Source organism: Huaxiibacter chinensis, assembly GCF_022171985.1.
Taxonomy (GTDB): Bacteria; Pseudomonadota; Gammaproteobacteria; order Enterobacterales; family Enterobacteriaceae; genus Enterobacter; species Enterobacter chinensis_A.
On the sequence record NZ_JAJVHF010000014.1, the window covers coordinates 42,073 to 66,205 of the forward strand.

Genomic DNA, 24,133 nt, shown 5'->3' on the forward strand with positions numbered 1-24,133 from the left:
TCGATCGGTTCCCTCTCCCTTTGGGAGAGGGTTAGGGTGAGGGAAACTCAACTTACTCGTCTTCTTCGTCACGCAGCGGGACAATCAGCATATCCACGTGAACGGTGTTAATCAGCTGGCGCGCTGAAGACATCAGCTTGCTCCAGAAGTCCTGATGATGACCACACACCACCAGATCCATATCGTATTTTTTAATCGCATCGACCAGCACCTGGCCCAGATCGCCGCTGCCGCTTAAGGTTTCGGTAATAGGGTAACCTGCGTTGGTGGACAGCTCAGATAACGCATGATGCGTCTCTTCGGAAATGCGTTTCTGCATATCGCCAAGATTGACGTCGATAAGGCCGGTGTAGAGATCGGAGTAATTCACGTCAACGTGAATCAACGAAACTTTCGCGTTGTAGGGGCGTGCCATGGATACCGCTTTATCAACCAGCACTTTGCTCTCAGGGGAGAGGTCTACCGCGATGAGAATGTGTTTGTAAGCCATAGTGTTACTCCTTCCTTAAGTTATCGATGGCTAACGTGTTAAGCCATCGCCTATCTGCCTTTATTACGACCCAGTAAACCATATTTTTCAAGCTTTGGTATTGATAACGATTATCCTTGTGGCAAAAAAATTAAGGGATCTCCTACACTATTTAAAGAGCCGTTCGGATAATTAAACGTGAACCCGCTCGACTTTTGTCATTCTTTCACTGAACTGTCTGTCAGGGCATTGGAGTGCGGTTGTCCAGAAGCCTTGCTTCGTGGGCGGACGCCGGGGAGGAAGTATGATTAGCACCGTCGCATTGTTTTGGGCTTTATGTGTGATTTGCATAGTGAATATGGCGCGCTATTTCTCGTCGTTACGTGCGCTGTTAGTGGTACTTCGTGGTTGCGATCCGTTGCTTTATCAGTATGTGGATGGTGGAGGCTTCTTCACATCGCATGGACAGCCCAGCAAACAGATGCGTCTGGTGGGATACATCTATTACCAGCGCTATCGCGACCATCATGACGACGAATTTATCCGTCGTTGCGAGCGTCTGCGCGGTCAGTTCATCTTAACCAGTGCGTTGTGCGGCCTGGTGGTGGTGAGCATGATCGCACTGATGATTTGGCACTGAGGACAAAAAAAAGCGGGTCAGTTTCCTGACCCGCTTTTTTGGCGTGCTCAACCGATTAAATCAGCTTTAACGCAATCCAGTACAAACCACCTGACAACAAAATAGAGGCCGGGAGCGTAAATACCCAGGCCATCAGAATGTTGGTCACGGTTTTGCGCTGCAGACCGCCACCGTCAACAATCATCGTCCCGGCTACCGAGGAGGAGAGGACGTGCGTGGTGGAAACCGGCATACCGGTATAGCTTGCCAGACCGATAGAGACAGCGGCTGTCATCTGCGCGGACATGCCTTGCGCATACGTCATCCCTTTCTTACCAATCTTCTCGCCGATGGTGGTCGCCACACGACGCCAGCCAATCATCGTACCGATACCCAGTGCCAGAGCGACAGCCATGATGATCCAGATTGGCGCGTACTCAATGGTATTGAGCATATCGCCTTTCAGTTTCTTCAGCAGACGTTTGTCGTCAGCACTCACATCCGGCAGCTTGCCGACTTTATCCGTAACGTCAGAGATGCACAGCATAATGCGGCGCAGCTGACCGCGTTGATCCACGGATAATTTGTCGTAGCTTTCGATATCGCCCAGCATGTTTTTCGCACGTTCCAGCGCGTTAATCGCATTTGCCGGATGGCAATGGAACTCGCCTGGTGCCGTGGCGGCGCCCGCTTCAGGAGAAGGAATCAGCTGATCCACGCCGGTCGCTTTCTTCACCAGCGCAGGGTGCTGCTGGAAATAGACTTCGACGTTGTTGATCGCATCACGGGTACGGGTGATTTCATAGCCGGAGGCATTCATGTTCACCACGAAACCTGCCGGAGCAACACCAATCAGCACCAGCATAACCAGGCCAATGCCTTTCTGACCATCGTTCGCACCATGAGAGAATGCGACGCCAATGGCGGAGAGGATCAGGGCAATCCGGGTCCAGAATGGCGGCTTTTTCTTACCGTCTTTCTTTTCACGTTCTGCAGGCGTCAGGTGAATACGGGCGCGTTTTTTGGTTCCGCTCCAGTAGCGACGCAGAATGAAAATTAATCCACCCGCAACAACCAGACCGACGATAGGGGAGACAATCAGAGAACCGAAAATACCCAAAACTTTAGGGATGTTCAGCGCATCCACGACAGAAGTGCCGGTCATCAGGGCGTTGGTTAACCCGATACCGATAATTGCGCCGATCAGCGTATGAGAACTGGATGCGGGCAGGCCGAAATACCAGGTACCGAGGTTCCAGATAATCGCAGCAAGCAGCATGGAAAAGACCATTGCCAGACCGTGGGCTGAACTCATGTTCAGGAGAAGGTCTGTCGGCAGCATATGAACGATGGCGTAGGCTACGCTTAGACCACCAAGAAGCACACCAAAGAAGTTAAACACAGCGGCCATCACAACCGCGACTTGCGATCGCAGTGCGCGAGTGTAGATAACCGTTGCGACTGCGTTTGCCGTGTCGTGGAAGCCATTGATCGCTTCGTAGAACAAGACAAATGCCAGAGCAAGCAAAAGTAAAAGCCCGGTATGTAAATCCAGACCAGCAAACAAATGTAGCATAGGACGTTACGCCATTTTGGAGGACATGAACGCGGCGCATTATCCAGGACAAATGCGCAACGGGCAAAGTGAAATATAGCTTTTTTTTGATATTCCTTCTGCTTTGTCTGCATCAAGTAAAGAAATATATTTTATATTTCAATTAAATGACTGCGATCTCGGATATTTGCGCTGGTGTGACCACAGAGGAAACTTTACAATTCGCGCCACGAAAACAAGAGGATTTAGACGTGGAAAGGTTTGATGCCGTGGTAATTGGCGCCGGAGCGGCGGGTATGTTTTGTGCAGCCATGGCTGGGCAGGCGGGTCGCCGGGTGCTGCTGGTGGATAATGGTAAAAAACCTGGGCGCAAGATCCTGATGTCCGGCGGCGGACGCTGCAACTTCACCAATATGTATGTCGAGCCGGCGGCGTATTTGAGTCAAAACCGACATTTTTGTAAATCTGCGCTGGCGCGTTATACCCAGTGGGATTTCATTGACCTCGTCAATAAATATGGCATCGCCTGGCATGAAAAAACGCTGGGCCAGCTTTTCTGTGATGATTCTGCTCAGCAGATTGTCGACATGCTGGTGGCCGAGTGCGGGAAGGGCGGCGTCACGATGCGTCTGCGTTCCGAAGTGCTGGCGGTCTCCCGTGACGAAAACGGCTATACCCTGGAGTTGAACGGTGATACGGTCAGCGCCGAGAATCTGGTTATCGCCAGCGGTGGGCTGTCGATGCCGGGCCTTGGCGCGACGCCGTTTGGCTATAAAATTGCCGAGCAGTTTGGCCTTAAGGTGCTGCCGACGCGCGCGGGTCTGGTGCCCTTTACGCTGCACAAACCGCTCCTTGAGCAGCTTCAGACGCTCTCCGGGGTCTCCGTTGCCTCCACCATTACCGCCGAAGACGGGACCGTTTTCCGCGAAAACTTCCTTTTCACCCATCGCGGGCTGTCCGGCCCCGCCGTGCTGCAAATTTCCAGCTACTGGCGACCCGGTGAATACGTTACGGTCAATTTAGTGCCAGACTGCAATCTGGAGAGCTTCCTTGACGAACAACGGGCAGCGCACCCGAATCAAAGCCTGAAAAATACGCTGGCGATGCAGCTGCCGAAGCGGCTGATTGAGTGTTTGCAACTGCTGGGACAGATTCCGGACGTCACGCTCAGGCAGTTGAATACCCGCGAACAACACGCCCTGGTCGAGACATTGACCCAGTGGCGCGTACAGCCAAACGGGACCGAAGGTTACCGAACGGCGGAAGTCACCCTGGGCGGCGTGGATACCGACGAACTCTCTTCACGCACCATGGAGGCCCGCAACGTACCGGGGCTCTATTTTATTGGTGAAGTGATGGATGTGACCGGCTGGCTCGGCGGCTATAACTTCCAGTGGGCCTGGGCCAGCGCCTGGGCCTGTGCGCAGGCGCTGGCAACAGATTAATCAGAAAGGAACGTTTTTATGGCATCTGCTCATCTCGGTTTCCCGACGGAAACCGTTGTTGTATTTGTAGTAATGGCGGTTGGGGCGATGTTTATCGACCTCTTTATGCACCGTCACGATAAACCGATTTCGCTGAAAAGCGCCGCGATGTGGTCCGTTTTTTGGATCCTGATGGCGATGGCCTTCGCGGGGTTCCTGTACGTTCACCACGGCGCCGAGGTGGCGAGCCTGTTCCTGACGGGGTATGCGTTAGAAGAGGTGCTGTCGGTTGATAATCTGTTTGTGATGATGGCTATCTTTGCCTGGTTTGGCGTACCGGATAAGTATCGTCACCGTATCTTGTACTGGGGCGTGCTGGGGGCGATTGTCTTCCGCGGGATTTTTGTCGCCATCGGAACCAGCCTGTTAAGCCTTGGGCCGTATGTCGAGGTGATCTTCGCCATTGTGGTCGGCTGGACCGCCGTGATGATGCTCAGACGCAACGAAGAGAGTGACGAGGTTGAAGATTATTCCAACCATCTGGCGTATCGGCTGGTAAAACGCTTCTATCCAGTCTGGCCCAAAATCGGCAGCAATGCCTTTATTCTGAGTCAGAAAGAGGTCGATGCGGAGCTGGAAAAACCGGAAAACCAGGACGTCATGGTGGGCCGCGTGAAGAAAGCAAAGCGATATGCCACCCCCTTGCTGCTGTGCGTGGCGGTCGTTGAACTGTCGGACGTGATGTTTGCCTTTGACTCCGTGCCGGCCATTATCGCCGTCAGCCGTGAACCGTTAATCATATACAGCGCGATGATGTTCGCCATTCTCGGTCTGCGTACACTTTACTTTGTGCTTGAAGCGCTGAAGCAATACCTGGTCCATCTTGAAAAGGCCGTCGTGCTGTTGCTGTTCTTTGTGGCGTTTAAGCTGGGGCTGAATGCGACCGATCACTTCTGGCACCATGGCTTTAGCATCTCCGCCACCGCCAGCCTGTTTGTGGTACTGGGTGTTCTGGCGTTGGGGATTATTGCCAGCGTGATGTTCCCGGGAAAACGGGAAGCACACTAATCGCCGCGCCCTCTCCCAAGGGAGAGGGCCAGGGCATCAGGCCGCACCTGATTTTTTCAGCGGGGAGTTCCGGCGTGCTTTTGGCGGGTGGAAATGCCGCCAGTGCGGATCTTGCGCGGCGGCCAGCAGTTCGTGGTCGCCACGCGTGTCGCCCCAGGCGCGCAGGTGATAATCATTGAGATCGCCGTAGACGCTCTCCAGTCTGGCGACCTTCTGGGCACACCGGCAGTTATGGCCGGTAATACGCCCGGTAAGCTTGCCGTCCTTCACTTCCAGCTGGGTGCCAATCAGCTTAATACCCAGTTTATCCGCCCAGGGCTGTAACACCAGGGCCGGAGAGGCCGAACAGATCGTCACTTCCGCACCGGAATTGACTTCCGCCGCCACCGCCATGACCCCGGCAGGCCGCATCAGCTTGTTCCAGTATTTTTCACAAAACATCTCTGCCTGCTGGCGCATCCAGCGTTCATCAACGCCCGTCAGAAACGTTCTGATCAGCACTTCTTTCAGTTCATCACGGGTCAGCTTGCGGCGCACGCAGTGGAGCGTCGGCAGCGCCATACGCACCAGGCGTCCGGCAAAATAGCGTTTACCAAAGGCAAAACGCAGGAAGGGAATAAAGCTGTCGTGATGCGTCAGGGTTCCATCAAAGTCAAAGACTGACAAGACTTTGGATTTCGCCACTGTTTCATCGGCAATCATATTGGTCATAAAAATGTCTTAGCTGAAATACATATTCTGCTCATTAGTTTACCTGTTTTGCCCCGTCAGTCCTTATAACCGGGCGCTTTTTTTCTCATTCTTGTGAGTGAGAAGGGGAGTCCGATTTTAGACTCGATATCGATGGGATAAAAATGAGCTGACGATATTATCGCCACCCCCGCACTTCATAACCGCCCGCCGGGTGACGGGCGGAAGGGCTTAAATAATATCGTCCACGACGCCGCCATCGACGCGTAGCGCCGCGCCAGAGGTCGCAGAGGCCTGAGGCGAACAGACGTACACCACCATACTGGCCACTTCCTCGACCGTCGCCGCTCGCTGAATAACCGAACTCGGACGATGCGCCATCACAAACTCTTTGGCCAGCTGCTCAAGGGATTTGCCGGTTTTTTCCATCTCTTCTTTCATCATATCGGCAAAACCGTCCGACATCGTCGGCCCCGGCAGGACGCTGTTTACCGTGACGCCGCTGCCTGCAACAAATTTGGCCAGCCCGCGTGCCAGTGAGAGCTGTGCCGTTTTGGTCACGCCGTAATGAATCATATCGGCGGGAATATTGCGCGCCGATTCTGACGAGATAAACACGACCCGTCCCCAGCCCTTTTTTACCATGCCGGGCAACAGGGCGCGCGAAAGACGCACACCGGACATCACGTTGGTTTGCCAGTAGTTATTCCAGGTCTCGTCATCGGTCGAATAAAAATCCTGCGGGCCATAAATCCCGGCGTTATTCACCAGAATATCGACGCCCGACGCTACCTTAAGCAGCGATTCCACCTCTTCCGGCGTGGACAAATCGGCAATCGCGGCACGTACGTCAACGCCCGGTATCACCTGCTGAAGATGCTGGATACCTCTGTTAACGGACTCTGTGCTGCGCCCGTTGAGAATAATGGCTGCCCCGCTTTCCGCCAGCCCACGCGCAATGGCGAATCCAATTCCCCCCGTTGACGCGGTCACTAAGGCCACTTTCCCCGTAAGATCGATTTTCATGGTCTGTTCCTTTTGATGTGAAAAGTTCAGACCTTAAAGCGTAGCAGGTGAGGTTTCCGGCGGCTGATTAAACAGGCTCAGCAGGGTTTCGACCTGCTCATCCATCGGGACCAACGTGCGCTTCACAATGAGATGCAGCGGCGTGGCGCGACGAATACCGTGGCTGAGCGGGAGAACGCGCAATATCCCCTGATCCAGCTGGCTCTGAATGCGCTCCTCCGGCAGCCATCCATAGCCCACCTGATACATCACGGCCTCGATGGCCGCATCAATGGTCGAAAATGTCCATGACTCTCCGGCCGCCTGCCCGGAGGCCGCGCTGTCGGCGATTTGTATCAGCGGCCAACGATGAAGAAGATCGTCATTGAGGGGCGTATCAAGCGAGAAAAGGGGGTGATCCCGGTGGGCGACGGCGACAAAATCGATATTCATCAGCCACTCTCCCAGGCCGGTAATGTCCTGGCGGCGGGTGAGCACCATGACGTCCGCTTCGCTGCTGGCAGCATCCATGCGGGCATTTTCCAGCACCTCCGTCAGCCGCACCTGCGTCTGCGGATAGCGGCTCTGAAACTGACGCAGGATGGCGAAAAGGCGTCGACGGGGAAAGATGCTATCCACCACCAGGTCAAGGCGGGTACGCATGCCGCTGCGCAGGGTCGCGGCGCGGGTTTCCACATATGAGAACGCCTTCAGGAGAGGCTTGACCTGATTGAGCAGCAATTCTCCGGCAGGCGTCAGCACCGCACGTCGTCCCTCCGGCACCAGCAGCGCTACTCCGAGTCGTTCCTGCAAGACAGACAGGTTGTAGCTCACAGAAGACTGGCTGCGGTGCGTCTCTTCCGCCGCGCGCGCAAAACTCCCCAGTTCGGTCACTTTCTCCAGAAGCGCCCACTGCTCAAGCGTCGTTTTATGCATAACTCATCTAAAAATTGGATGTATTTGATTCAAACTTAGCGTTATTCATCCATTTTTTAAAGGGGTACGATCGTTTCATCAAAACAAAGGAGGGATTTATGAACACTTTCGACAAACATGACCTGAGCGGCTTCGTGGGTAAACATCTGGTGTATACCTATGACAACGGCTGGAACTATGAAATTTACGTTAAAAATGAAAACACCCTCGACTACCGTATTCACAGCGGGCTGGTGGCAAATCGTTGGGTGAAAGACCAGCAGGCTTACATTGTGCGTGTTGGGGAGAGCATCTACAAAATCTCCTGGACTGAGCCCACCGGGACAGACGTCAGCCTGATTGTTAACCTGGGGGATAAACTGTTCCACGGCACCATTTTCTTCCCGCGCTGGGTGATGAATAACCCTGAAAAAACGGTCTGCTTCCAGAACGATCACATTCCGCAAATGAATGCATATCGTGATGCGGGTCCGGCTTACCCAACGGAGGTCATTGATGAATTCGCCACCATTACCTTTGTACGCAACTGTGGCGCAAACAATGAGAGCGTGATCGACCGTGCCGCCAGCGAGCTGCCAGAGAACTTCCCGGAAAATTTAAAATAAGCGTCGGGAAGCCGCTGACACCCCTTACAGGTGGGCAATAAGATCGGACGTGAGGGTAAACGGCGTAGGAGTACAGACCGCCAGGCTTAGTGAACCAAATGCGATATGGCTGACGGAATGCAATTGCGTGGCGGCGCTGTCGACGCTGACAATCTGCCAGGCACTGCCACCGCGCTGTTTCACGATCGCTTCTTTACGCGTCCAGATCCGCCAAAACGCCGGGAGTTTATCACCCGGCGCTTCACGTTCCAGCTCCTGATGTTCCGCTACGCTGAAAACGGCATTGGCCAGAGCCTGCCAGTTTTCGCGCGGGCGAACCACTTCAATATCGCAGCCCACCTCACCCCGATCGCTGATGAACAAGGCAATGTCATCTCCGCTATGACTCAGGTTAAACCAGAACGGATTGTCATCGACAAAGGCTGGCTTTCCCTGATCGCCCAGTACGATTTCAGGCAGGGGCAGGGGGGATGAAGCATGGGCGAGCAGCGCCCGGCCGGCAAGCCAGGGCGAACGTCGTGCACCTTGCGGTGCCTGCTCTGCAAGCGCAGATGCCACAGGCCCGGCGCTCAGTGTCGAGATTTTTCCCAGTATAAACTGGTACATAGTTAGGCCCAGCGTTTGATGATGATGGAGGTATTTATGCCGCCGAAAGCAAAGTTATTGCTTTGCAGATACTCGCAGTCGATTTGACGGGCTTCACCCATAATATAATCTAAAGCGCCGCATTGCTCATCGGGTTGACGTAAATTGAGGGTTGGGGCGAACCAGCCTTCGCGCATCATTTGCAGGCTCATCCAGGCTTCCAGCGCGCCGCAAGCACCCAGAGTATGGCCAAAATAGCTTTTCAGCGATGACACCGGCACGTTATCCGCGTAAATCGCAGCGGTCGCCTGGCTCTCAGCAATATCACCCCGATCGGTGGCGGTACCGTGCGCCGAAATGTAACCTATATCCCTGGCGCTCAATCCGGCCATTTTCAGCGACTGTTCCATGCAGATTTGCATCGTTTCCCGCTGGGGTTGGGTAATATGCGCCGCGTCGCAGTTAGTTGAGAACCCGACAATTTCCCCGTAGATGGTCGCCCCTCGCGCTTTCGCATGCTCCAGCTCCTCCAGAACCAGAGTCCCCGCGCCTTCGCCAATGACCAGCCCATCGCGCTGGGTATCAAACGGCGAAGGGGTGGTTTTTGGCGACGCGTTGCGCTGGCTGGTGGCAAAGAGCGTATCAAATACCGCCGCTTCTGACGGACACAGCTCTTCTGCGCCACCCGCTACCATGACGGTTTGATAGCCGTGGCGGATCGCCTCCCAGGCATAGCCAATCGCCTGGCTGCCGGACGTACACGCGCTGGAGGTCGGGATAACGCGTCCTCGCAGACCAAAGAATAACCCGGTGTTCACTGCCGTGGTATGCGGCATCATCTGCACATAGGTCGTGCCCGTGATGTTATTGGTATGCTTTTCGGTCAGCATGGTGGCAAATTCGCTCACCGGGCCGGTGCTGCCGGTAGAGGAGCCGTAGGCGATGCCCGTCTCTCCATTGGTCAGGACCGGATCGCCAATCAGCCCGGCCTGCTCCAGCGCCAGCTCGCTGGCGCGGGTCGACATCAGCGACACGCGGCCCATGGAGCGGATGCGTTTGCGGGTATAGTGTTCCGGCAGGCTAAAATCATCGATTGGCGCGCCGAGCAGGGTATGCAGGCCAGCGTAGACCTGCCACTCCGGCATTTTTCGCACTGCATTTTCATACGTCAGCAGCCTTGCGGAGACGGATTGCCAGTCCTCGCCAAACGCGGTCACGCCGCCCATGCCTGTAATGACCACGCGGCGTGTCATAGCATGCCTCCGTTAACAGAAATCACCTGGCGGGTGACATAGCCCGCTATATCCGACATCAGATAGCTGGCCAGACCCGCCACTTCTTCCGCCTGACCCATGCGCTTCATCGGGATGATGGACATCGCTTCTTTGAGCGCGGCTTCTTCCATCTCGATCATTCCGGTGTCAATCAACCCGGGCGCAATGCAGTTAACGGTGATTTTTCGCTTCGCCAGTTCAATCGCCAGCGCTTTGGTTGCGCCAATAATTCCGGCCTTCGCCGCGCTGTAGTTCACCTGACCGCGGTTGCCCATTATGCCGGAGACGGAGGATAACGTGATGATACGTCCTCCTTTACGGGTGCCAATCATCGGCATGATGCAGGGGTGAATGACGTTATAGAAGCTGTCGAGGTTGGTGTGAATAACGCTATCCCAGTCGTCTTCGCTGAGGGCGGGAAACGCGCCGTCGCGGGCGATCCCCGCGTTGCTGACCACGCCATACCAGGCGCCGTGCGTGTCGATCTCCTGCTCCAGTACCGCAAGGCACTCGGCCCGGTTACCCACGTCAAAGGAGAGCAGGCGACCCTGGCCGCCCGCCGCGACGATCGCCTCCAGCGTCTGCCGGGCACCTGCGGCATCGCGATGGTAATGCACGCCAATAGTAAATCCGTCAGCTGCAAGCTGGCGGGCGATGGCACGACCAATGCCTTTGCTGGCCCCGGTGACCAGAACGGAACGACTCATGTCCGAGATCCCTGATTAAAAAGTGAAGTAAGTTCTTCCGCGCTGGGCTGGAAGGTGTTCACGCGGCCGGTTGCCAGCGTGGCGTCACCGGCGGTAATGGCGCATTCAAAGCTGCCAAAACGCGCATCCTGCATCAGCAGCCTGACGGTAATCGTTAAGGTCGTACCCGCGATAAAACGCCCTTCGGCACAGACCAGTTCGCGCGCGCCCAGCACCATACCCAGCGCGATATGCGCCTTGCCGTCCTGCTGACGATGCCAGCCGGACCAGACGCCCACGGTCTGGGCCATCAGCTCCAGCGCATACCAGCCGGGCAGATCGCCATCGGCGTTTAAAAACGGGGCGAGAACGCTCTGCGCATTGACGGTGACGCGGCACACGGCGCTCTCTTCCGTCACGTTCTCTACTGATCCCAGCAGCATCATTGGCGCGTCGTGAGGGAGATATTCTCCCGGTGATAAAAAGGTCATGACACTCTCCCCAGCAGAATGCTGGCGTTATTGCCGCCAAACGCGAACGAGTTAGACAAAATCACCGGTTTTTCCAGCCGCTCAGGCTGAGACAAAATTCCGCAAGGCGGCAGCGTGGCGTCAGGCGCGTAACGGCCAAAATCCTGCGGCGGCAACGGCAGGTTGCGCGACAGGATAAGCCAGCTCAGCGCCGCTTCGGTGATGCCTGCCGCACCCAGCGTGTGGCCGGTTAAATGTTTGGTTGAACTGCAGGGTACCTGCTCGCCAAAGAGATCGTGAATCACCTGAGACTCTATCTGATCGTTCAGCGGCGTGGCCGTGCCGTGAAGGTTGATATACCCCACGTCGGCAGGCTGCAGGCGCGCTTCCCGCAGTGCCTGATGAATGGCGCGAATCGCCCCTTCTCCCTGCGGATGGGGCGCTGAGATATGCCAGGCATCGCTGGATTCTCCCGTGCCCAGGAGCGCGACGGGCTGCGGCTCACGGGTGAGGATCATTAACGCTGCGCCTTCACCAATGGTGATACCGCGACGGTCACGCCCGAAAGGTTCACAGAGCGTCGGCGACAGCGCTTCAAGGCTGTTAAATCCGTTAACCGGCATACGGCTGAGGGTATCCGCCCCGCCGACAAGCGCAATATCGACCAGCCCCGCGTCAATCAGCCGTTGTCCGCTGACGATCGCCCGGGCGCTGGATGAGCAGGCGGTCGAAATAGTGTACGCCGGGCCTTCCAGCGCCAGCCATTTCGCCAGAAAGCGCGACGGATCGCCCAGCTCCTGCTGAGGATACTGCCATGCCGGGCTTGCTTCGCCCTTCAGGGATAACCTGACGTGCGTATCGCCCTCATCCAGGCCGGAGGTGCTGGTGCCCAGCACAACCGCCACCCGATCGCGGCCCACGCGGGCAATGGCGGCATCGACGTCAGACTGAATCTGAGCCAGCGCGGCCAGCAGCAGCTGGTTGTTGCGGGTCCGGTGCGCCGCCATCTCGTCGGGGATGAGGGGCAATTCGCCCTCAACGCCGCCCAGCACCGCATCCGGGCAGCCCTGCAGCCAGCCGCTGCGGCTGCGCATACCCGGCGCAATGCCTGCCGTGAGGTTACGGGCTATTTCGTCAGCCGAATTGCCCAGTGCGTTGACCATGCCAACCGCAGAAATGTAAATCATCTCAGTCACCCAGGTATTGAATGGTGATGTGGTACTTAAACACGTGCTGCTCAATACTGATCGGCTCGCGCTTGCCGTTGCGCTGCAGGTAGACGATTTCCGTCACCAGCGCGCCGCGTGGGTTACGCAGCTCGCGACGATCGCCCTTGTCCTTCAGCGTCCAGCCTTTGGGCAACTGCGGCTGCCAGGCGCTGAGCGGCCAGTGGCTGAGCATCACATCGGCTAACACCTGACTGGCGGGCGGCAGCTGTGGCACGATAATCGACTGTTCGGTATGAATGCCCGTGTCGTCATAGGTTGCCAGGAATAAGCGAATGCCCACCGAGGAGAGCCCGGCGAGCGTCACTTTATGGGCATCGGCGTTAAGCATCACCAGCAGTGACTGGGTTTGCCCGTTAAAGCTGCCGGTCAGGAGTTGCTGAGAATTTACCGCCGGTGCGATCCCCGGTGGGGGAAGCGTCACTTTTGTGCCGGGTTGTAGCCAGGCCTGCGGACGCGTGCTGTCACTGTTATTTGAGTGGCTGCAGCCCGCCAGGAGCAGGGCGGCCGCCAGCGCCACGGCGCGGCCAAAATGGGTCATCATCGTTTTCTCTCTCTTTTCGCGGGCATCGCCAGCGGGGCAAGCAGGAAGGCGGTGAAAATACCGCTGACCAGCACAATCCCGAAACTGCTGATAGCCTGCGTGGCGCTGAAGACCAGCATACCCAGCGTCAGCAACGTGGTGATCATCGCCAGCGTGACCGCCAGCATGGAGGTGAGCGGCGTGCCGCGAGGGTTACTGAAGAACAGGGTGTAGTTGACGCCAATGCCCAGCACCAGCACCAGCGCCAGCAGGGAAAAGAGATTCACCGGATGGCCGCTGGCCGCCAGCGCGGCAAGCCCGCAGCCAAGCGACAGGACGGACGGAATCAAACTGATCGAGCCCTTACGCCAGCCAAGGCGCACAATTGCCCCGCAACCAATGACCGCCAGGGCGACCACCAGCAGGCCGGTCAGGATGGAACGATACAGGGCAAAAAGCGTGTCGAAGCTTGCCTTACGATCCACCCACACCACGCCCTGGTGCGTTTCGGCAAGGCGGCCGAGCGCCGCGCTGTTTTTAACGCCGTCCACGGGAACAAGCACGCCGCTTTCTCCGCCAGGCAGCGTCAGCCAGAGCAAGCGCCAGCCTTCGCTGGCCGGGCTGGCGAGCCACGCCTCCACGGTAACGGGCATGGCAGACAACGCGGGTGAAACGGTGCGCAGCCCCGCGCTTTGCAGGACCTTTATCACGGCTGGCGCGGCGTTTTGCAGCAGGGCCAGGTCGCTTTGCTGCCGCTTAAGCGAGTTCAGCGGCAGCGTGCGCCAGGCTTTTAGCGCCCCGGCTTGTTGTGCCTGTGCCAGCGCGGAGGTAAAGGCTTCGAGCCGCTCCAGCGTTTGCTGGGCCGATGCGCCATGCACCACAAACCATTTTTGATCAACGCTTTGCCCCGTCAGGGCCGTTATGGCTTTTTCCTGGGCGAGAATCGCCTGCGGCAGCGCCTGAAGCTGGGCGATATCATCATCCACCCGCAGATGAACGATGCCCACAAGGGAGACCAGGGCCAGCGCAAGAGGCAGGCCGATGATGAGTTTTTTCTCCCGACGCCACGCGGCGAGCCAGCGCAGCATCACCACCATCGCGGGCACCGGACGCACCGGCAGCCCACGGCATAACCACGGGTGCCAGAAAATCACCGTCAGACAGGACGCGCTTAGCCCCACGGCGGCGAACACCGCCATCTGGCGAATCCCAGGGAAGGGGGCAAGCATCATGATCATATACGCGGCGACGGTGGTCAGCAGGGCCAGCAGCAGCGCGTGACGGACCTTCGCCAGGCTTTGCCACGGCGACTGTTCTGCGCCGTGTACCATCCTTTCGGTCAGGTAGTAGAGCGTGTAATCCGCCGAGATGCCGATAATGCTCATGCTCATCACCAGCGTCATCAGATGCAGCTCGCCAAACAGCAGCAGCGTGGCAACCGTGCCCGCCAGCGCGCCGACACCGATAGAAAGGACGCACAGGAGCAGGGGGCGCAGCGAACGGAACACCAGCACAATCAGCAGCACCACGCCAAGCAGCGTGGCGGTTCCCAGAGTCGAAATATCTTTCTTCGCCTGCTGGCTGGCGTAATCGCTATAAAAAACGGTGCCTCGTGAGAGCAATTCAGCCTGCGGATAGCCCGCTTTCAGCTCTGCCTCAAGTGAGCGCAGCGTGGTCACCAGGCGGTGCGTTTGCTGCATATCAAAGGATTCACCGGCCAGCTCACCGTGCAGCAAATACCAGTAGTTTCCGGCGTTGTCTTTGGTCACCAGCCAGCCGTCGATCAGCCGCAGCTTTTGGCTGTTTTGCGCCAGCGCCAGCTGTGAGCCCCGCATCAGCATGAGCGGATCGTTTTGCAACTCTTTGCCGCTGACGCCCGAAAACGCCGAGTACAGCTGCGATAAAATCCACTGGGCTTGCGCTTCACCGCCGTTCTGCAAGCGAGCGCGGGTCGCGGGATCGATTAGGCCATTGCGGTGCTGCCAGAAGAATTCCCCCCAGGCTTTTTGCCCGGCGGCATCCATCGGGCCTTTCACCGCGTGCAGCGCTGCGCTGCCCTGCAGAAGCGTCAGCCACTGTTGTGCCACGCGCGGATCCGGGTGTTTACCGGGGCTGACCAGCCAGACCAGCTGGCGATCCAGCCGCTGCATAAATCCGTCGTTGAGCGCCGGGGGGATCGCCCCCAGCGTCTGTTTTGGCAGCATGGCCAGCACGCTACTGTTCAGCCGTGCGCCGGGCAGCAACGATACCAGCACGCCCGCCAGGATGAGGCAGGCCATGGCCCACAGCAGCGCCGGGCGTAAAGCCTTACGGGGCTGCAAAGCGTTGGCGTTCGTCATGAGTCAGGCTGGCGGGCGTCAGTTGGTGGCGAGAAAGGCGAATATCCGTCCGATCGCCCTGCTTATCGTTGAGCTCAATAGACTCCAGATAGGTTGCCCCACCCAGTTTCATCGTGGCGAAGATCTTATCCAGCGGCGAGGTGACAGGCGTCAGGACCAGCGACCAGCGCCCTTCGCCAGCGTCTGTAAAATCGATGCGGAAATTCTCTTCAAGCACCTTGCGGTCGGCCTGGAACAGGGCGCGCAGAAGATGATTGAACTGGAACATCTGCGGGTTGTTTTCTGCGGTAATGGTTTGCGGTGGCTGGCCATTGATCGCCTGCACCATGCGCGAATCGTCCAGCAGCAGCGTCATCGGGAACGGTGATTTTTGATCCCACAGCAGGCCATTGTCGCGGGCAATCAGCATGTCGCCCTGTGAGCGCAGCGGCTGCGGCAGGTCCTTAATGGTGCGCGTTTGTTCAAAGTGCGCGCGCACCACGGGCTGTTCGGTAAAGCGTTGCTGCAACTCGTCCAGCGTAACCGCACTGACGAACGGGCTGATGACGAGGGCAAGCAGGGTCAACCATCTCATGGCGTCACTCCCATTCGTTCAAACAAAATCGCCGGGCTGACAAAACACATCTCGCGGCTGGCTTCCTCAACGGCGACCTGGATGGTGTAGCCGGTGGTGGTACGTTTTCCGCTTTGGGCATCGAAAATCTGATAAGCGATGCGCAGACGGTTTTCAAACTCTTCGATGTGGGCACGCACGCGGATGCGCTGCTCAAAGGTGACGGCATCGCGGTATTTCACCCGGGTGTCCACCACGGGCCAGACATAGCCTGAGGCCTTCATCTGGCGATAGCCGTAGTTAAACTGATTGAGCAGTGCCTCGCGGGCTACCTCAAAATAACGGAAATAGTTGCCGTGCCAGACCACGCCCATCATATCGACATCATGAAACGGGACGGTCAGTTCTACTTCTGCGGTGAAGCGGGGATCGGTCAGCACCCTTTACTCCTTCTCTTTGGCATCCGGCAGATGCCAGAAATCGAAAAAATTAAACCAGTCGAGCGGCGACAGAAGCGCGTAGTGTTCCAGCCGCGCGGCGTAGCGATCGACGGCCTGCTGCAACGCCTGCTGGCGTTCACCGCGCGGCAATAACAGCGGATCGGCAAAGGTTTCGCAGTGGATGGTCAGGGTCTTCTGCTGACGCAGGGCAAAGATCAGCAAAACCGGACAGCGCAAGATAGAGGCCAGAATAAACGGGCCTTGCGGGAAGGGGGCGAGGCGTCCCATAAATGGACTCCAGATGACGCGCCATTCGCCATTGCGCTGCGGATTAACCGCGATGCGATCGCCCACGATCGCCACCCATTCGCCGCGATCGAGCTTCTCTTTGATGGCGATCGCGGTTTCCGGCCCGATATCGGTCACCGGGATCAGGTTAATTCCGGCCTGCGGGGCCATCTCTTCCATGATTTGCTTAAAGTGCCGGGCGTTATCGCTGAATACCAGCGCGTTAATCACCTTGCTGCCTTCCCGTTGGGCCATGGCGCGGCAGGCTTCCACGTCGCCAAGGTGCGAGGCCAGCAACAGCTTGCCCTGTGGGGCCGTCATATCAAGCGCGTCACTGGCGCCGGGGGCAAAGACAATATCGCGATTAAGCTGCAGTTCACCGCGCCAGCTGGCGATTTTATCCAGCATGGCATGACCAAAGCGCATGAAGTGGAAAAAGCTGTTCAGCCGCGGCGGCTCGGCCATTTCCCGCTGCGTCAGCGTCTGTTTCACCTGTGCAATCCACTGCCGCGACGCCTGACGCGCCGGGCGGGCGACGAGCCAGTACACGCCAATGACCGGCCATAAAAGCAGGTTGAAGGCGCGACGGCCGAAAAGTTGCCAGACGCGGAGCATCAGGCGCATTCCCCACAGGCCTTTCACCTCTTGCTGCTTCGCCCAGTGTTGACGACGATGGCGAAAAAGCAGGGAAGGGATGCGCGGCAGCATGCCGAAAAACAGCCGGGTGTGCATCAGCGAAATGCGGATGTTGTCCTTAAGCGCATCGAAGTGAGACAGCCCATCCTGGGGATAGGTGACGCGGGTCGGCAGAAAGTGGCTGGTGTGGCCCTGCCAGTAAAGACGCACCATCACTTCGGTATCGAAATCCATACGCTTACCGAGTGCGACGCGCTGCGCCAGGGAGAGCGTTGGGGCGATAGGGTAAACCCGAAAGCCACACATGCTGTCCTTGAGCTGCAACGATAACGTTTCAATCCAGACCCAGATATGCGTCACCCAGCGTCCATACAGGCGTGAGCGGGGGATAGAGTCGTCATACACAGGCTGGCCGGAAATCAGGTCGTCCGGGTGGTGCTGCGCCAGCGCCAGCAGCGAGGGAATATCTTCAATGGCGTGCTGGCCGTCGGCGTCCACCTGTACGGCATGGGTAAAACCGGCGCGGGACGCGGCTTCCAGCCCCTGAAGCACCGCCATGCCTTTGCCCGCGTTTTCGGCGAGCCGGAGCAAGGTCACCTGCGGGTGCTCGGCGGTCAATCGCGTCAGCTCCTGCTGCGTGCTCGCCTCACTGCCGTCATCGACGATGAAACAGGGCAGGTTAAACGGCGTCAGGCGCGCAAGTACGCCCGCCATCATCGCGCCGTGGTTATAGCAGGGGATCACGATGCAAGGACGGAAGGTTAACGACATAAACGGATCTTCCCGCTGCTCGCCGTATGCCGCTCGCTGCCGTCGTGACGCTGAAAACGGAAGGCCAGAATCTGGCGACCGGCATCCCAGTCGAGAGTGAGCGTCACCGTGGTATCGGGCAACAGCGGAGCCTGAAATTTGACGTTCTGAATGCTGTGAAACCGGTGCTCAGGGGCCAGTAATGTGGTGGCGTAATGCATAACCCAGTCGAGCTGGGCGACACCGGGCAGCAAGGGCTGTGCGGCAAAATGCCCTTTAAACCAGAACAGACCAGGATCGAGATGTAAAACGATGTCCAGATGCTGCGGCTGCGCCTGGTGGCGCTCGATTTCATGAATCTTCATGAAAAAACTCCTGTAACTGCGCATAGACACGCTTATTCATAGTGTTGACCGGTATTTCATCAAGGATGCGCCAGTAGCGGGGAACGGCGACCGGCTCAAGCCACGGCAGCAGGGCACGACGCCAGGCGAACTCCTGTGCGCGTTTGCCCCGCTTCTGCCAGCGCTGGCGCGCCTTGTCATCCAGCACCAGCAGGACGCCGATCCCCTGACGTCCTCCGCGGGTGACGGGCAGGGCGGCGGCTTCGCAGATGCCTTCCAGTTCCAGCAGCCGTTGTTCAATCTCGTTCAGGGAAATACGCTTTTCTTCGATCTTAACGACCCGGCCACGACGCCCGGCAATGTTGAACTGACCGTTGTCGTCGAAGTGGAGAATATCGTCCAGCAACAGGCCTTCGGCCTCGTGAATCAGAGGAGAGGTCACGCGATAGGTCTCCTCTTCGGCGATGAACGTCACGTCAGGGAACGGCAGCCATGGGATAGACATCTCCTGGCGATGGCGCCATGCCAGAATGCCCGTTTCGGTACTGCCATAGATTTCGTCCGGCCAGACGTTGAGCCAGCTATGGGTGGCGAAAATATCCTCCCAGGGCAGCATTCCCCCTGCGGAGATCAGCATCTCAACGGGCGGTGCAGGCAGATCGGTATCGAGTCGTTTCAGAAACGCCGGGCTGCTGATAAACAGGTAACGACGGTTTTGCGGCAGCGCCGCAAGCTGTTCAGCGTAATAGAGCATGGCGGCGTTCAGCTCCAGCCCTGACGCCATCGGTAAAAAGATGCGGAAGGTCAGGCCATAGAGATGCTGTGGCACCACGGAGGCCACGATGCTGCAGCCCTGAAGACGTTCACCAAAGCGGGTGGCGAGCAGGACGGCTTCGCGATCGAGGCTGGCGATGTGTTTGACCACCCGGCGTGGCGCACCGGTGGAACCCGAGGTAAAGAGTTCGATGACGCGCGAATCCTCAATATCGGGCAAGGGCACAAACGGCGCCGCTTCGCCCTGAGAGGCGGCGACGACAATCAGCCGGCCAGTGAAACCAAGCGTGCGATCGCTTACGATGCCGTCAAATAATCCGCGTTGTTCTTCCAGAAGCGAGACGCGGCTGTGGCCGGGAATCACCGGCGTCTTCCCGGCGTGGAGCGTGGCCAGCAGGGCGACAATAAACAGATAGCTGTTTTCGAAGCATAATGCCCAGCGCTCCCCCTCCTGCTGGCGCAGTATATGCATTAGCAGGGTTACGTCGTGACGTAACGCGCCAAGCGTCCAGGTGCGCTCGCCAAGCCAGGCAATGGGCGTGTTATCCGCGCGAGGCGCATTAACCCACTGGCTCAGAGGAAGAGGCGGTTTATTCATTCGGCATCTCTTTTTTTATCACCCTTTGGCGTACCAGCCACTCCGCTGCCATCAGCGACCCCATCAGGAGGTAGGCGACCAGACCGTTCCACAGCGTCCAAAGGTGCATATCGCCGTGGACAACGGTAAACAGCGCGATGGCGCCATTCCCGATAAAAAACCCACACCACACCTGGGTGACACGTCGCGTGTAGCGCACCCCGGCAGGCGGCAAAAGGGGCTCACGGATACGGGCCAGACGTTCAACCAGCGGCATCGATGTCCACAGCGATCCGCCGAAAACGACCAGCATCACCAGGTTGACGACCACCGGATACAGCAGTAGCCATTGATGGGCTTTTAACAGATAGCTTGCTGCACAGAGCGCGATCCCGGCGAGCGCAACGCACTGAATGACGTAGCGCATGGGGCCGGTCAGACGACGAGCCTGACGCAGGCGTAATACCAGCAGGAGTGCCATAAGCGGCAGCAGCCAGTGCAGGCTGTTATGCGTAAGACCAAAGCCGATCAGAAAGGGCCAGGCCAGCAGCATTAATCCTGTCAGTAACGGGATCGCTGGAAACGTCCGTTCACCACGCACGCGAATTACTCGTCGTGCAGGAGTTGTTCTACCGCGTCCACCACATCCTGAACGGTGCGGACAGACTTGAAGGTTTCCGGTTTGATTTTTCTTCCGGTTTTCTTCTGCAGGTGAACAATCATGTCAACGGCGTCGATGCTGTCCAGTTCAAGGTCTTCATACAGGCGTGCCTCAGGGGTAATATCCTCTGGAGCGATTTCAAACAGTTTGACCAGAAGTTCGGTGACTTCCTGATAAATGGCGTGTTTTTCTGTCATAACGGGTCAATTCTCAGGCGCGTTGGGATTGGATAAAAGAGGCGAGCGTGGCGACGGAATAGAAATGCTGGCGCATCTCTTCACTTTCCGCCGATAACACGACGCCGTACTGATTTTTTACGGCCAGACCCAGCTCAAGGGCGTCGATAGAGTCGAGACCCAGACCATCCCCAAAAAGCGCCGCATCTGTATCGATATCCTGATCGGTGAGTTCGTCCAGATTGAGCGTTGAGATAATAAGATTTTTTATTTCAAGATAAAGCGCTTGCATCATTAATTCCTGACAAAGATTGAAGGCCTGATGTAAATCGATGCTGCAAATGCCGGTTTAACTGTCTTGCCGCCAGCGCCGGTTCTTGTTGGTGTGCATCGTAAAAATCATGAATCTGCACGCGTTCGCACACATTCACGCTAAAAATAGGTTTTTTCGGCGGTATATCGTACCACTGACTTTTTTTATCCAGCAGATGTTCACTGCAATGAATGATCACCAGCCGCATATCACGCTGGCAGCGCACGGCAATATTGGCCGCGCCGCGCTGCAAAGTAATGGCTTCGCCGCTACGGGTGCGGGTGCCTTCAGGGAAGATTAACAGCGTGTCTCCCTGCGCCAGGCGGTGCTGGCTGGCAGCCAGAAGCGTTTCTGCTTCACTGTTAATGAGGTAATCTGCCGCGCGGATCACCCCACTGACAAAAGGATTTCGCAGGAGGGCGCCTTTCACCAGACAGTCCGTTTCGGGCATCACCGAGGCAATAATCACATAGTCAATGAGCGTGGGATGGTTGGCGACGATCAGGCAGCCGCGCTCGCTGCGCAGCGCATCGAGATTCTGGATGCGGTAATCCAGTACGCCAAGCCAACGGGTCACGCCCAGGAAGAAGCGGAAGCTGGCAGAAATGCTGCGGCGTGCCAGTCGGCGGCGTTTGGTGCGATTACGCTGAACCAGCAGCAGTAAATTGAACCAGACCAACGACAGCAGTAGCCCGCCTGTGCCAAACAGCGCGAAGCAGAATCCGGTCATGACCAGACGCCATAACCGATTAAGAGAGGCCATGATCCTGTTCATCTCCGCGTCCACTGCCAGAGCAGCCGCTCGCCGGGAATGACAAAGGAGGAAGCGTCACTGAGATAGTGGCCCAGGAACGCCAGGCTTTGTGGCAGAGAAGGTTCCTTGCCGTCGCTGCCCGCACGGGTTTCGCAGCGCAGGGTATCGCCTGCCTCAATCACCAGCGCCAGCGCATAGGGCCATGTCGGCATGGATGGCGGAAGGTGAGGATGATAAAACGCAGGCAGCGAGCCATCAAAATCAACCAGCAACACGCGGGAATACCCGGCCTGTAGCAGCGTCATCACCTCAATGAGGCCTTGCTGAAAGGTCTCCAGTCCGGCAGAAATCGAGGAAGAGACAATCGGCTGCCGTGCGGCGATGGTGAGATTACCGACCGCGGAATTATGCACTGACATCGCGAAATCGGTTGGGGAAACGTCCTGCCCGGTCGCCAGGGCGTGCAGGATGCGGTAGTTGCGCTCCAGCTCGCCGTGGCGGCTGGAATAGACCACGGCGTCGATGGGCTGTTTACGCAGCATTGCCAGACCGCAATCAACCGCCAGTTTGCTGCCAGAGTTGAGGCGTCGCGCGGTCATCATCGGCAGGTCCGTCAGCTTTGCCAGCGGGGCAGCAGGGTCGATGGTCTGATCCTGACGTGACCATGCCTGCCACTGAAGGGCATCACTGAGGCCGGGTGCCCGGGCCTGCCAGTCGACAATGTTGAATGCAAATTTCATCAGCGCGCGTCCGCGATACATCCGTCATCAAGGGGCGAATAAAGTCGCCTGAGTGGTTAAGGTTTATAAATCGTTTTTCTGGCAAATCAGCAGGGTATGACCTATTCCGAGATTATCCAGTCGTTGCTCCACGCGGAATCCGGCCTGTTCCAAGTAGTCAATAAACTTCTCTACGCTGTAAAAGCGACTGTTACCATTCGCCATACAGGTGAAATAGAGCGAGGTCGCATTCAGGCTAAAGGATGCCGCTTCAAATTTCTGTGCATCCCAGAACAGTTCCATAATGCACAGTCGGGCACCCGGCTTCATGACCCTGGCCACATTTTGCAGCAGGGTGACGATCTGTTCGGGTGAGAAACAGTCCAGGAACTGGCTCATCCACCAGGTGTCCGCTTCGCCCGGCAACGGGGCGTCGCTAAGCATATCGACAGCATGGAACCCGATGCGATGAGATAAACCTGCTTTTGCGATATTTTCCTTCGCCAGCGCTATTTGCTGGGGCAAATCCAGAAGCGTGACCGCGACGTTCTCATCATACTGACAACAGCGCATGGCCCATTTACCCGTATTGCCGCCCACATCGTACAATTTTGTCGGCGAGCTTGCGAATATATATGGCAGGGCGGCGTCGAAAGCGGCGTCGGAATAGTAATGATCAAATGCAAACCAGCTCTCTTTTGCTTTGGCGGGCAGTTGCGATAAGGCCGGGTATATTGTTGGCCAGTCGCCAAAGACGGTTAATCCTGCCGGTTTAGCCTGTTCCAGCGAATCGGCTAAATGGAAAAGTCCCTGATAACAGACGTCCTGGGTGAAATCCATATTGACGCGCGTCATGCTGTCATGCAGCAAGAAATGGCCCACTTTAGCCAGGTAATAGCGTCCCTCGCGGTGGGTGACAATTTTGCCGCTTAATCCCATATCCAGCAGAACGCTGACGGCATAATCGTTCAGCGTGCAGTGGGGGATAATTTCGTCAAGGCTGGCACCTTGCGAACCTTGTTTATCCAGCCAGGCCAGCACGCCCGAGTTACGCAAACAAAGCGCGGTTTGAAACAGCATAGGCGCAAAGGCAATGCGTTGTGCTTCTGTAATAGCATCCAACGCGCTGAGCGTATCCTTTTCGTACATGATTGCGTCACCTTTCCGGCGCGAGAGAAGAGGTTATCGGGCCCTTTCAGGCCCAACTTTAGCGGAATTTACAGCGCAGCACCGGCGGAGAGATTCAGCTGAATATCGTGGTCAAGGTTATGAACCCAACGGTTGTAATTCTTATGAATGTTGCCGTCTTTGGCTTTCAGATTCATGCTGCTTTCGTAAAGGATGGAATAGCGGGTGGCGGAATAAGGAATACGAACTTCAACAGAGTGATCGCGAGCCTGCAGGCGGCCTTTAATCACGCCAGGACCTGCCTCAGACATAATCCATTCGCGGTGGAGACCCGCTTTCAGTATCGCCGTTTTTACCTGATCGGCGGTATGACCTGCACTGACCGTGGAGTGAATCTGCTCAACTGGAGCAGTACGTGCACACCCTGCCAGGGCGCCAATAATCGCGAAGGCAGTAAACCATTTTATAAGCTTTTTCATCAACAACTCCGTATCAATAATAACAATTAATGCCAGATAGTTTTACTAATAGAGTATTTAAATCAAA

General features: G+C 57.0%; 28 protein-coding genes. 4 read left to right on the top strand and 24 right to left on the bottom strand.

Going from position 1 to position 24,133, the window contains the following annotated elements; all coding sequences use genetic code 11:
• Positions 1–52: 52 nt before the first annotated feature.
• Positions 53–490, bottom strand: a complete 438-nt coding sequence (gene uspA / locus LZP96_RS20630) for a universal stress protein UspA (protein ID WP_003861223.1) — start codon at positions 488–490, stop codon at positions 53–55.
• 283 nt (positions 491–773) lie between these two features.
• On the opposite strand from uspA, the gene uspB reads away from it, so the two are divergent.
• Positions 774–1,109: a universal stress protein UspB gene (uspB, locus tag LZP96_RS20635; RefSeq protein ID WP_064327839.1), complete on the top strand. Its 336-nt coding sequence runs from the start codon at positions 774–776 to the stop codon at positions 1,107–1,109.
• A gap of 55 nt (positions 1,110–1,164) precedes the next feature.
• On the opposite strand, the gene pitA is transcribed toward uspB, so the two are convergent.
• Positions 1,165–2,664 carry an inorganic phosphate transporter PitA gene (pitA, locus tag LZP96_RS20640; RefSeq protein WP_064327838.1) on the bottom strand — a complete coding sequence of 500 codons (1,500 nt, stop codon included), beginning with the start codon at positions 2,662–2,664 and terminating at the stop codon, positions 1,165–1,167.
• 230 nt (positions 2,665–2,894) lie between these two features.
• Between pitA and LZP96_RS20645 the strand changes: the two genes are divergently transcribed.
• Positions 2,895–4,088, top strand: a complete 1,194-nt coding sequence (locus LZP96_RS20645; protein ID WP_258926318.1) for a BaiN/RdsA family NAD(P)/FAD-dependent oxidoreductase — start codon at positions 2,895–2,897, stop codon at positions 4,086–4,088.
• A gap of 18 nt (positions 4,089–4,106) precedes the next feature.
• Positions 4,107–5,135, top strand: a complete 1,029-nt coding sequence (locus LZP96_RS20650; RefSeq protein ID WP_064327836.1) for a TerC/Alx family metal homeostasis membrane protein — start codon at positions 4,107–4,109, stop codon at positions 5,133–5,135.
• A 36-nt stretch (positions 5,136–5,171) separates the two neighbouring features.
• On the opposite strand, the gene LZP96_RS20655 is transcribed toward LZP96_RS20650, so the two are convergent.
• The 3 genes from LZP96_RS20655 to LZP96_RS20665 all read right to left on the bottom strand — a co-directional run bounded on the left by LZP96_RS20655 (position 5,172) and on the right by LZP96_RS20665 (position 7,766).
• Positions 5,172–5,846: an HAD family hydrolase gene (locus tag LZP96_RS20655; protein WP_258926319.1), complete on the bottom strand. Its 675-nt coding sequence runs from the start codon at positions 5,844–5,846 to the stop codon at positions 5,172–5,174.
• Positions 5,847–6,056: 210 nt separating this feature from the next.
• On the bottom strand, positions 6,057–6,851 hold the full coding sequence (locus LZP96_RS20660) for an SDR family NAD(P)-dependent oxidoreductase (protein ID WP_258926320.1): 795 nt from the start codon (positions 6,849–6,851) through the stop codon (positions 6,057–6,059).
• Positions 6,852–6,884: 33 nt separating this feature from the next.
• Entirely contained in the window at positions 6,885–7,766 is an 882-nt protein-coding gene (locus tag LZP96_RS20665) for a LysR family transcriptional regulator (RefSeq protein ID WP_258926321.1), read from the bottom strand.
• A 98-nt stretch (positions 7,767–7,864) separates the two neighbouring features.
• On the opposite strand from LZP96_RS20665, the gene LZP96_RS20670 reads away from it, so the two are divergent.
• The gene (locus LZP96_RS20670) at positions 7,865–8,371 is read left to right on the top strand and encodes a phenolic acid decarboxylase (RefSeq protein ID WP_258926322.1); all 507 of its coding nucleotides are present in this window, start codon (positions 7,865–7,867) and stop codon (positions 8,369–8,371) included.
• A gap of 24 nt (positions 8,372–8,395) precedes the next feature.
• Here LZP96_RS20670 and acpT read toward each other — a convergent pair whose 3' ends face one another.
• The 19 genes from acpT to LZP96_RS20765 all read right to left on the bottom strand — a co-directional run bounded on the left by acpT (position 8,396) and on the right by LZP96_RS20765 (position 24,066).
• Positions 8,396–8,977 carry a 4'-phosphopantetheinyl transferase AcpT gene (gene acpT, locus LZP96_RS20675; RefSeq protein WP_258926323.1) on the bottom strand — a complete coding sequence of 194 codons (582 nt, stop codon included), beginning with the start codon at positions 8,975–8,977 and terminating at the stop codon, positions 8,396–8,398.
• A gap of 2 nt (positions 8,978–8,979) precedes the next feature.
• Complete coding sequence (locus LZP96_RS20680) at positions 8,980–10,209, bottom strand: beta-ketoacyl-ACP synthase (protein ID WP_064327831.1); 1,230 nt, start codon at positions 10,207–10,209, stop codon at positions 8,980–8,982.
• A complete protein-coding gene (locus tag LZP96_RS20685) occupies positions 10,206–10,937 on the bottom strand; it encodes a 3-ketoacyl-ACP reductase FabG2 (protein WP_064327830.1) in 732 nt (243 codons plus the stop codon). The genes LZP96_RS20680 and LZP96_RS20685 overlap by 4 nt, the downstream gene beginning before the upstream one ends.
• Positions 10,934–11,407: a hotdog family protein gene (locus tag LZP96_RS20690; RefSeq protein WP_064327829.1), complete on the bottom strand. Its 474-nt coding sequence runs from the start codon at positions 11,405–11,407 to the stop codon at positions 10,934–10,936. The genes LZP96_RS20685 and LZP96_RS20690 overlap by 4 nt, the downstream gene beginning before the upstream one ends.
• A complete protein-coding gene (locus LZP96_RS20695; RefSeq protein WP_258926324.1) occupies positions 11,404–12,573 on the bottom strand; it encodes a beta-ketoacyl-[acyl-carrier-protein] synthase family protein in 1,170 nt (389 codons plus the stop codon). The genes LZP96_RS20690 and LZP96_RS20695 overlap by 4 nt, the downstream gene beginning before the upstream one ends.
• A gap of 1 nt (position 12,574) precedes the next feature.
• Positions 12,575–13,153, bottom strand: coding sequence for a DUF3261 domain-containing protein (locus tag LZP96_RS20700; protein ID WP_064327827.1), 579 nt, complete (start codon positions 13,151–13,153; stop codon positions 12,575–12,577).
• Positions 13,153–15,474, bottom strand: coding sequence for an MMPL family transporter (locus LZP96_RS20705; protein WP_258926325.1), 2,322 nt, complete (start codon positions 15,472–15,474; stop codon positions 13,153–13,155). The genes LZP96_RS20700 and LZP96_RS20705 overlap by 1 nt, the downstream gene beginning before the upstream one ends.
• Positions 15,443–16,048 carry a LolA family protein gene (locus LZP96_RS20710; protein ID WP_258926326.1) on the bottom strand — a complete coding sequence of 202 codons (606 nt, stop codon included), beginning with the start codon at positions 16,046–16,048 and terminating at the stop codon, positions 15,443–15,445. Before LZP96_RS20710 ends, LZP96_RS20705 begins: the two co-directional genes overlap by 32 nt.
• The gene (locus tag LZP96_RS20715; RefSeq protein WP_064327824.1) at positions 16,045–16,467 is read right to left on the bottom strand and encodes an acyl-CoA thioesterase; all 423 of its coding nucleotides are present in this window, start codon (positions 16,465–16,467) and stop codon (positions 16,045–16,047) included. The genes LZP96_RS20710 and LZP96_RS20715 overlap by 4 nt, the downstream gene beginning before the upstream one ends.
• 3 nt (positions 16,468–16,470) lie before the next feature.
• Positions 16,471–18,162: a glycosyltransferase family 2 protein gene (locus LZP96_RS20720; protein WP_258926327.1), complete on the bottom strand. Its 1,692-nt coding sequence runs from the start codon at positions 18,160–18,162 to the stop codon at positions 16,471–16,473.
• Positions 18,153–18,506 (bottom strand): ApeI family dehydratase, encoded by a 354-nt coding sequence (locus LZP96_RS20725; RefSeq protein ID WP_064327822.1) that lies wholly within the window; start codon positions 18,504–18,506, stop codon positions 18,153–18,155. The genes LZP96_RS20720 and LZP96_RS20725 overlap by 10 nt, the downstream gene beginning before the upstream one ends.
• Positions 18,493–19,857 (bottom strand): class I adenylate-forming enzyme family protein, encoded by a 1,365-nt coding sequence (locus tag LZP96_RS20730; RefSeq protein WP_258926328.1) that lies wholly within the window; start codon positions 19,855–19,857, stop codon positions 18,493–18,495. Before LZP96_RS20730 ends, LZP96_RS20725 begins: the two co-directional genes overlap by 14 nt.
• Complete coding sequence (locus tag LZP96_RS20735; protein WP_374230161.1) at positions 19,850–20,389, bottom strand: COG4648 family protein; 540 nt, start codon at positions 20,387–20,389, stop codon at positions 19,850–19,852. Before LZP96_RS20735 ends, LZP96_RS20730 begins: the two co-directional genes overlap by 8 nt.
• A gap of 53 nt (positions 20,390–20,442) precedes the next feature.
• Positions 20,443–20,694 carry an acyl carrier protein gene (locus LZP96_RS20740; RefSeq protein WP_064327819.1) on the bottom strand — a complete coding sequence of 84 codons (252 nt, stop codon included), beginning with the start codon at positions 20,692–20,694 and terminating at the stop codon, positions 20,443–20,445.
• A 13-nt stretch (positions 20,695–20,707) separates the two neighbouring features.
• Complete coding sequence (locus LZP96_RS20745; protein WP_064327818.1) at positions 20,708–20,965, bottom strand: phosphopantetheine-binding protein; 258 nt, start codon at positions 20,963–20,965, stop codon at positions 20,708–20,710.
• Complete coding sequence (locus tag LZP96_RS20750; RefSeq protein ID WP_258926330.1) at positions 20,946–21,761, bottom strand: lysophospholipid acyltransferase family protein; 816 nt, start codon at positions 21,759–21,761, stop codon at positions 20,946–20,948. Before LZP96_RS20750 ends, LZP96_RS20745 begins: the two co-directional genes overlap by 20 nt.
• Entirely contained in the window at positions 21,758–22,480 is a 723-nt protein-coding gene (locus LZP96_RS20755; protein ID WP_258926331.1) for a beta-ketoacyl synthase chain length factor, read from the bottom strand. The genes LZP96_RS20750 and LZP96_RS20755 overlap by 4 nt, the downstream gene beginning before the upstream one ends.
• 63 nt (positions 22,481–22,543) lie before the next feature.
• A complete protein-coding gene (locus tag LZP96_RS20760) occupies positions 22,544–23,608 on the bottom strand; it encodes a methyltransferase (protein ID WP_064327816.1) in 1,065 nt (354 codons plus the stop codon).
• Positions 23,609–23,676: 68 nt separating this feature from the next.
• Positions 23,677–24,066 (bottom strand): lipoprotein, encoded by a 390-nt coding sequence (locus tag LZP96_RS20765; RefSeq protein ID WP_258926332.1) that lies wholly within the window; start codon positions 24,064–24,066, stop codon positions 23,677–23,679.
• Between the last annotated feature and the right edge of the window lie 67 nt (positions 24,067–24,133).

Bases quoted from the DNA above. Each gene is read 5' to 3' on its own strand.
- LZP96_RS20690 (WP_064327829.1), bottom strand. From the start codon at position 11,407: ATGACCTTTTTATCACCGGGAGAATATCTCCCTCACGACGCGCCAATG.
- LZP96_RS20725 (WP_064327822.1), bottom strand. From the start codon at position 18,506: ATGAAGATTCATGAAATCGAGCGCCACCAGGCGCAGCCGCAGCATCTG.
- LZP96_RS20670 (WP_258926322.1), top strand. From the start codon at position 7,865: ATGAACACTTTCGACAAACATGACCTGAGCGGCTTCGTGGGTAAACAT.
- LZP96_RS20700 (WP_064327827.1), bottom strand. From the start codon at position 13,153: ATGACCCATTTTGGCCGCGCCGTGGCGCTGGCGGCCGCCCTGCTCCTG.
- LZP96_RS20750 (WP_258926330.1), bottom strand. From the start codon at position 21,761: ATGAACAGGATCATGGCCTCTCTTAATCGGTTATGGCGTCTGGTCATG.
- LZP96_RS20695 (WP_258926324.1), bottom strand. From the start codon at position 12,573: ATGATTTACATTTCTGCGGTTGGCATGGTCAACGCACTGGGCAATTCG.
- LZP96_RS20655 (WP_258926319.1), bottom strand. From the start codon at position 5,846: ATGACCAATATGATTGCCGATGAAACAGTGGCGAAATCCAAAGTCTTG.
- LZP96_RS20735 (WP_374230161.1), bottom strand. From the start codon at position 20,389: ATGCTGCTGGCCTGGCCCTTTCTGATCGGCTTTGGTCTTACGCATAAC.
- LZP96_RS20730 (WP_258926328.1), bottom strand. From the start codon at position 19,857: ATGAATAAACCGCCTCTTCCTCTGAGCCAGTGGGTTAATGCGCCTCGC.
- LZP96_RS20740 (WP_064327819.1), bottom strand. From the start codon at position 20,694: ATGACAGAAAAACACGCCATTTATCAGGAAGTCACCGAACTTCTGGTC.
- uspB (WP_064327839.1), top strand. From the start codon at position 774: ATGATTAGCACCGTCGCATTGTTTTGGGCTTTATGTGTGATTTGCATA.
- LZP96_RS20720 (WP_258926327.1), bottom strand. From the start codon at position 18,162: ATGTCGTTAACCTTCCGTCCTTGCATCGTGATCCCCTGCTATAACCAC.
- LZP96_RS20660 (WP_258926320.1), bottom strand. From the start codon at position 6,851: ATGAAAATCGATCTTACGGGGAAAGTGGCCTTAGTGACCGCGTCAACG.
- LZP96_RS20765 (WP_258926332.1), bottom strand. From the start codon at position 24,066: ATGAAAAAGCTTATAAAATGGTTTACTGCCTTCGCGATTATTGGCGCC.
- LZP96_RS20665 (WP_258926321.1), bottom strand. From the start codon at position 7,766: ATGCATAAAACGACGCTTGAGCAGTGGGCGCTTCTGGAGAAAGTGACC.
- acpT (WP_258926323.1), bottom strand. From the start codon at position 8,977: ATGTACCAGTTTATACTGGGAAAAATCTCGACACTGAGCGCCGGGCCT.
- LZP96_RS20710 (WP_258926326.1), bottom strand. From the start codon at position 16,048: ATGAGATGGTTGACCCTGCTTGCCCTCGTCATCAGCCCGTTCGTCAGT.
- pitA (WP_064327838.1), bottom strand. From the start codon at position 2,664: ATGCTACATTTGTTTGCTGGTCTGGATTTACATACCGGGCTTTTACTT.
- uspA (WP_003861223.1), bottom strand. From the start codon at position 490: ATGGCTTACAAACACATTCTCATCGCGGTAGACCTCTCCCCTGAGAGC.
- LZP96_RS20745 (WP_064327818.1), bottom strand. From the start codon at position 20,965: ATGCAAGCGCTTTATCTTGAAATAAAAAATCTTATTATCTCAACGCTC.
- LZP96_RS20650 (WP_064327836.1), top strand. From the start codon at position 4,107: ATGGCATCTGCTCATCTCGGTTTCCCGACGGAAACCGTTGTTGTATTT.
- LZP96_RS20755 (WP_258926331.1), bottom strand. From the start codon at position 22,480: ATGAAATTTGCATTCAACATTGTCGACTGGCAGGCCCGGGCACCCGGC.
- LZP96_RS20705 (WP_258926325.1), bottom strand. From the start codon at position 15,474: ATGACGAACGCCAACGCTTTGCAGCCCCGTAAGGCTTTACGCCCGGCG.
- LZP96_RS20685 (WP_064327830.1), bottom strand. From the start codon at position 10,937: ATGAGTCGTTCCGTTCTGGTCACCGGGGCCAGCAAAGGCATTGGTCGT.
- LZP96_RS20680 (WP_064327831.1), bottom strand. From the start codon at position 10,209: ATGACACGCCGCGTGGTCATTACAGGCATGGGCGGCGTGACCGCGTTT.
- LZP96_RS20760 (WP_064327816.1), bottom strand. From the start codon at position 23,608: ATGTACGAAAAGGATACGCTCAGCGCGTTGGATGCTATTACAGAAGCA.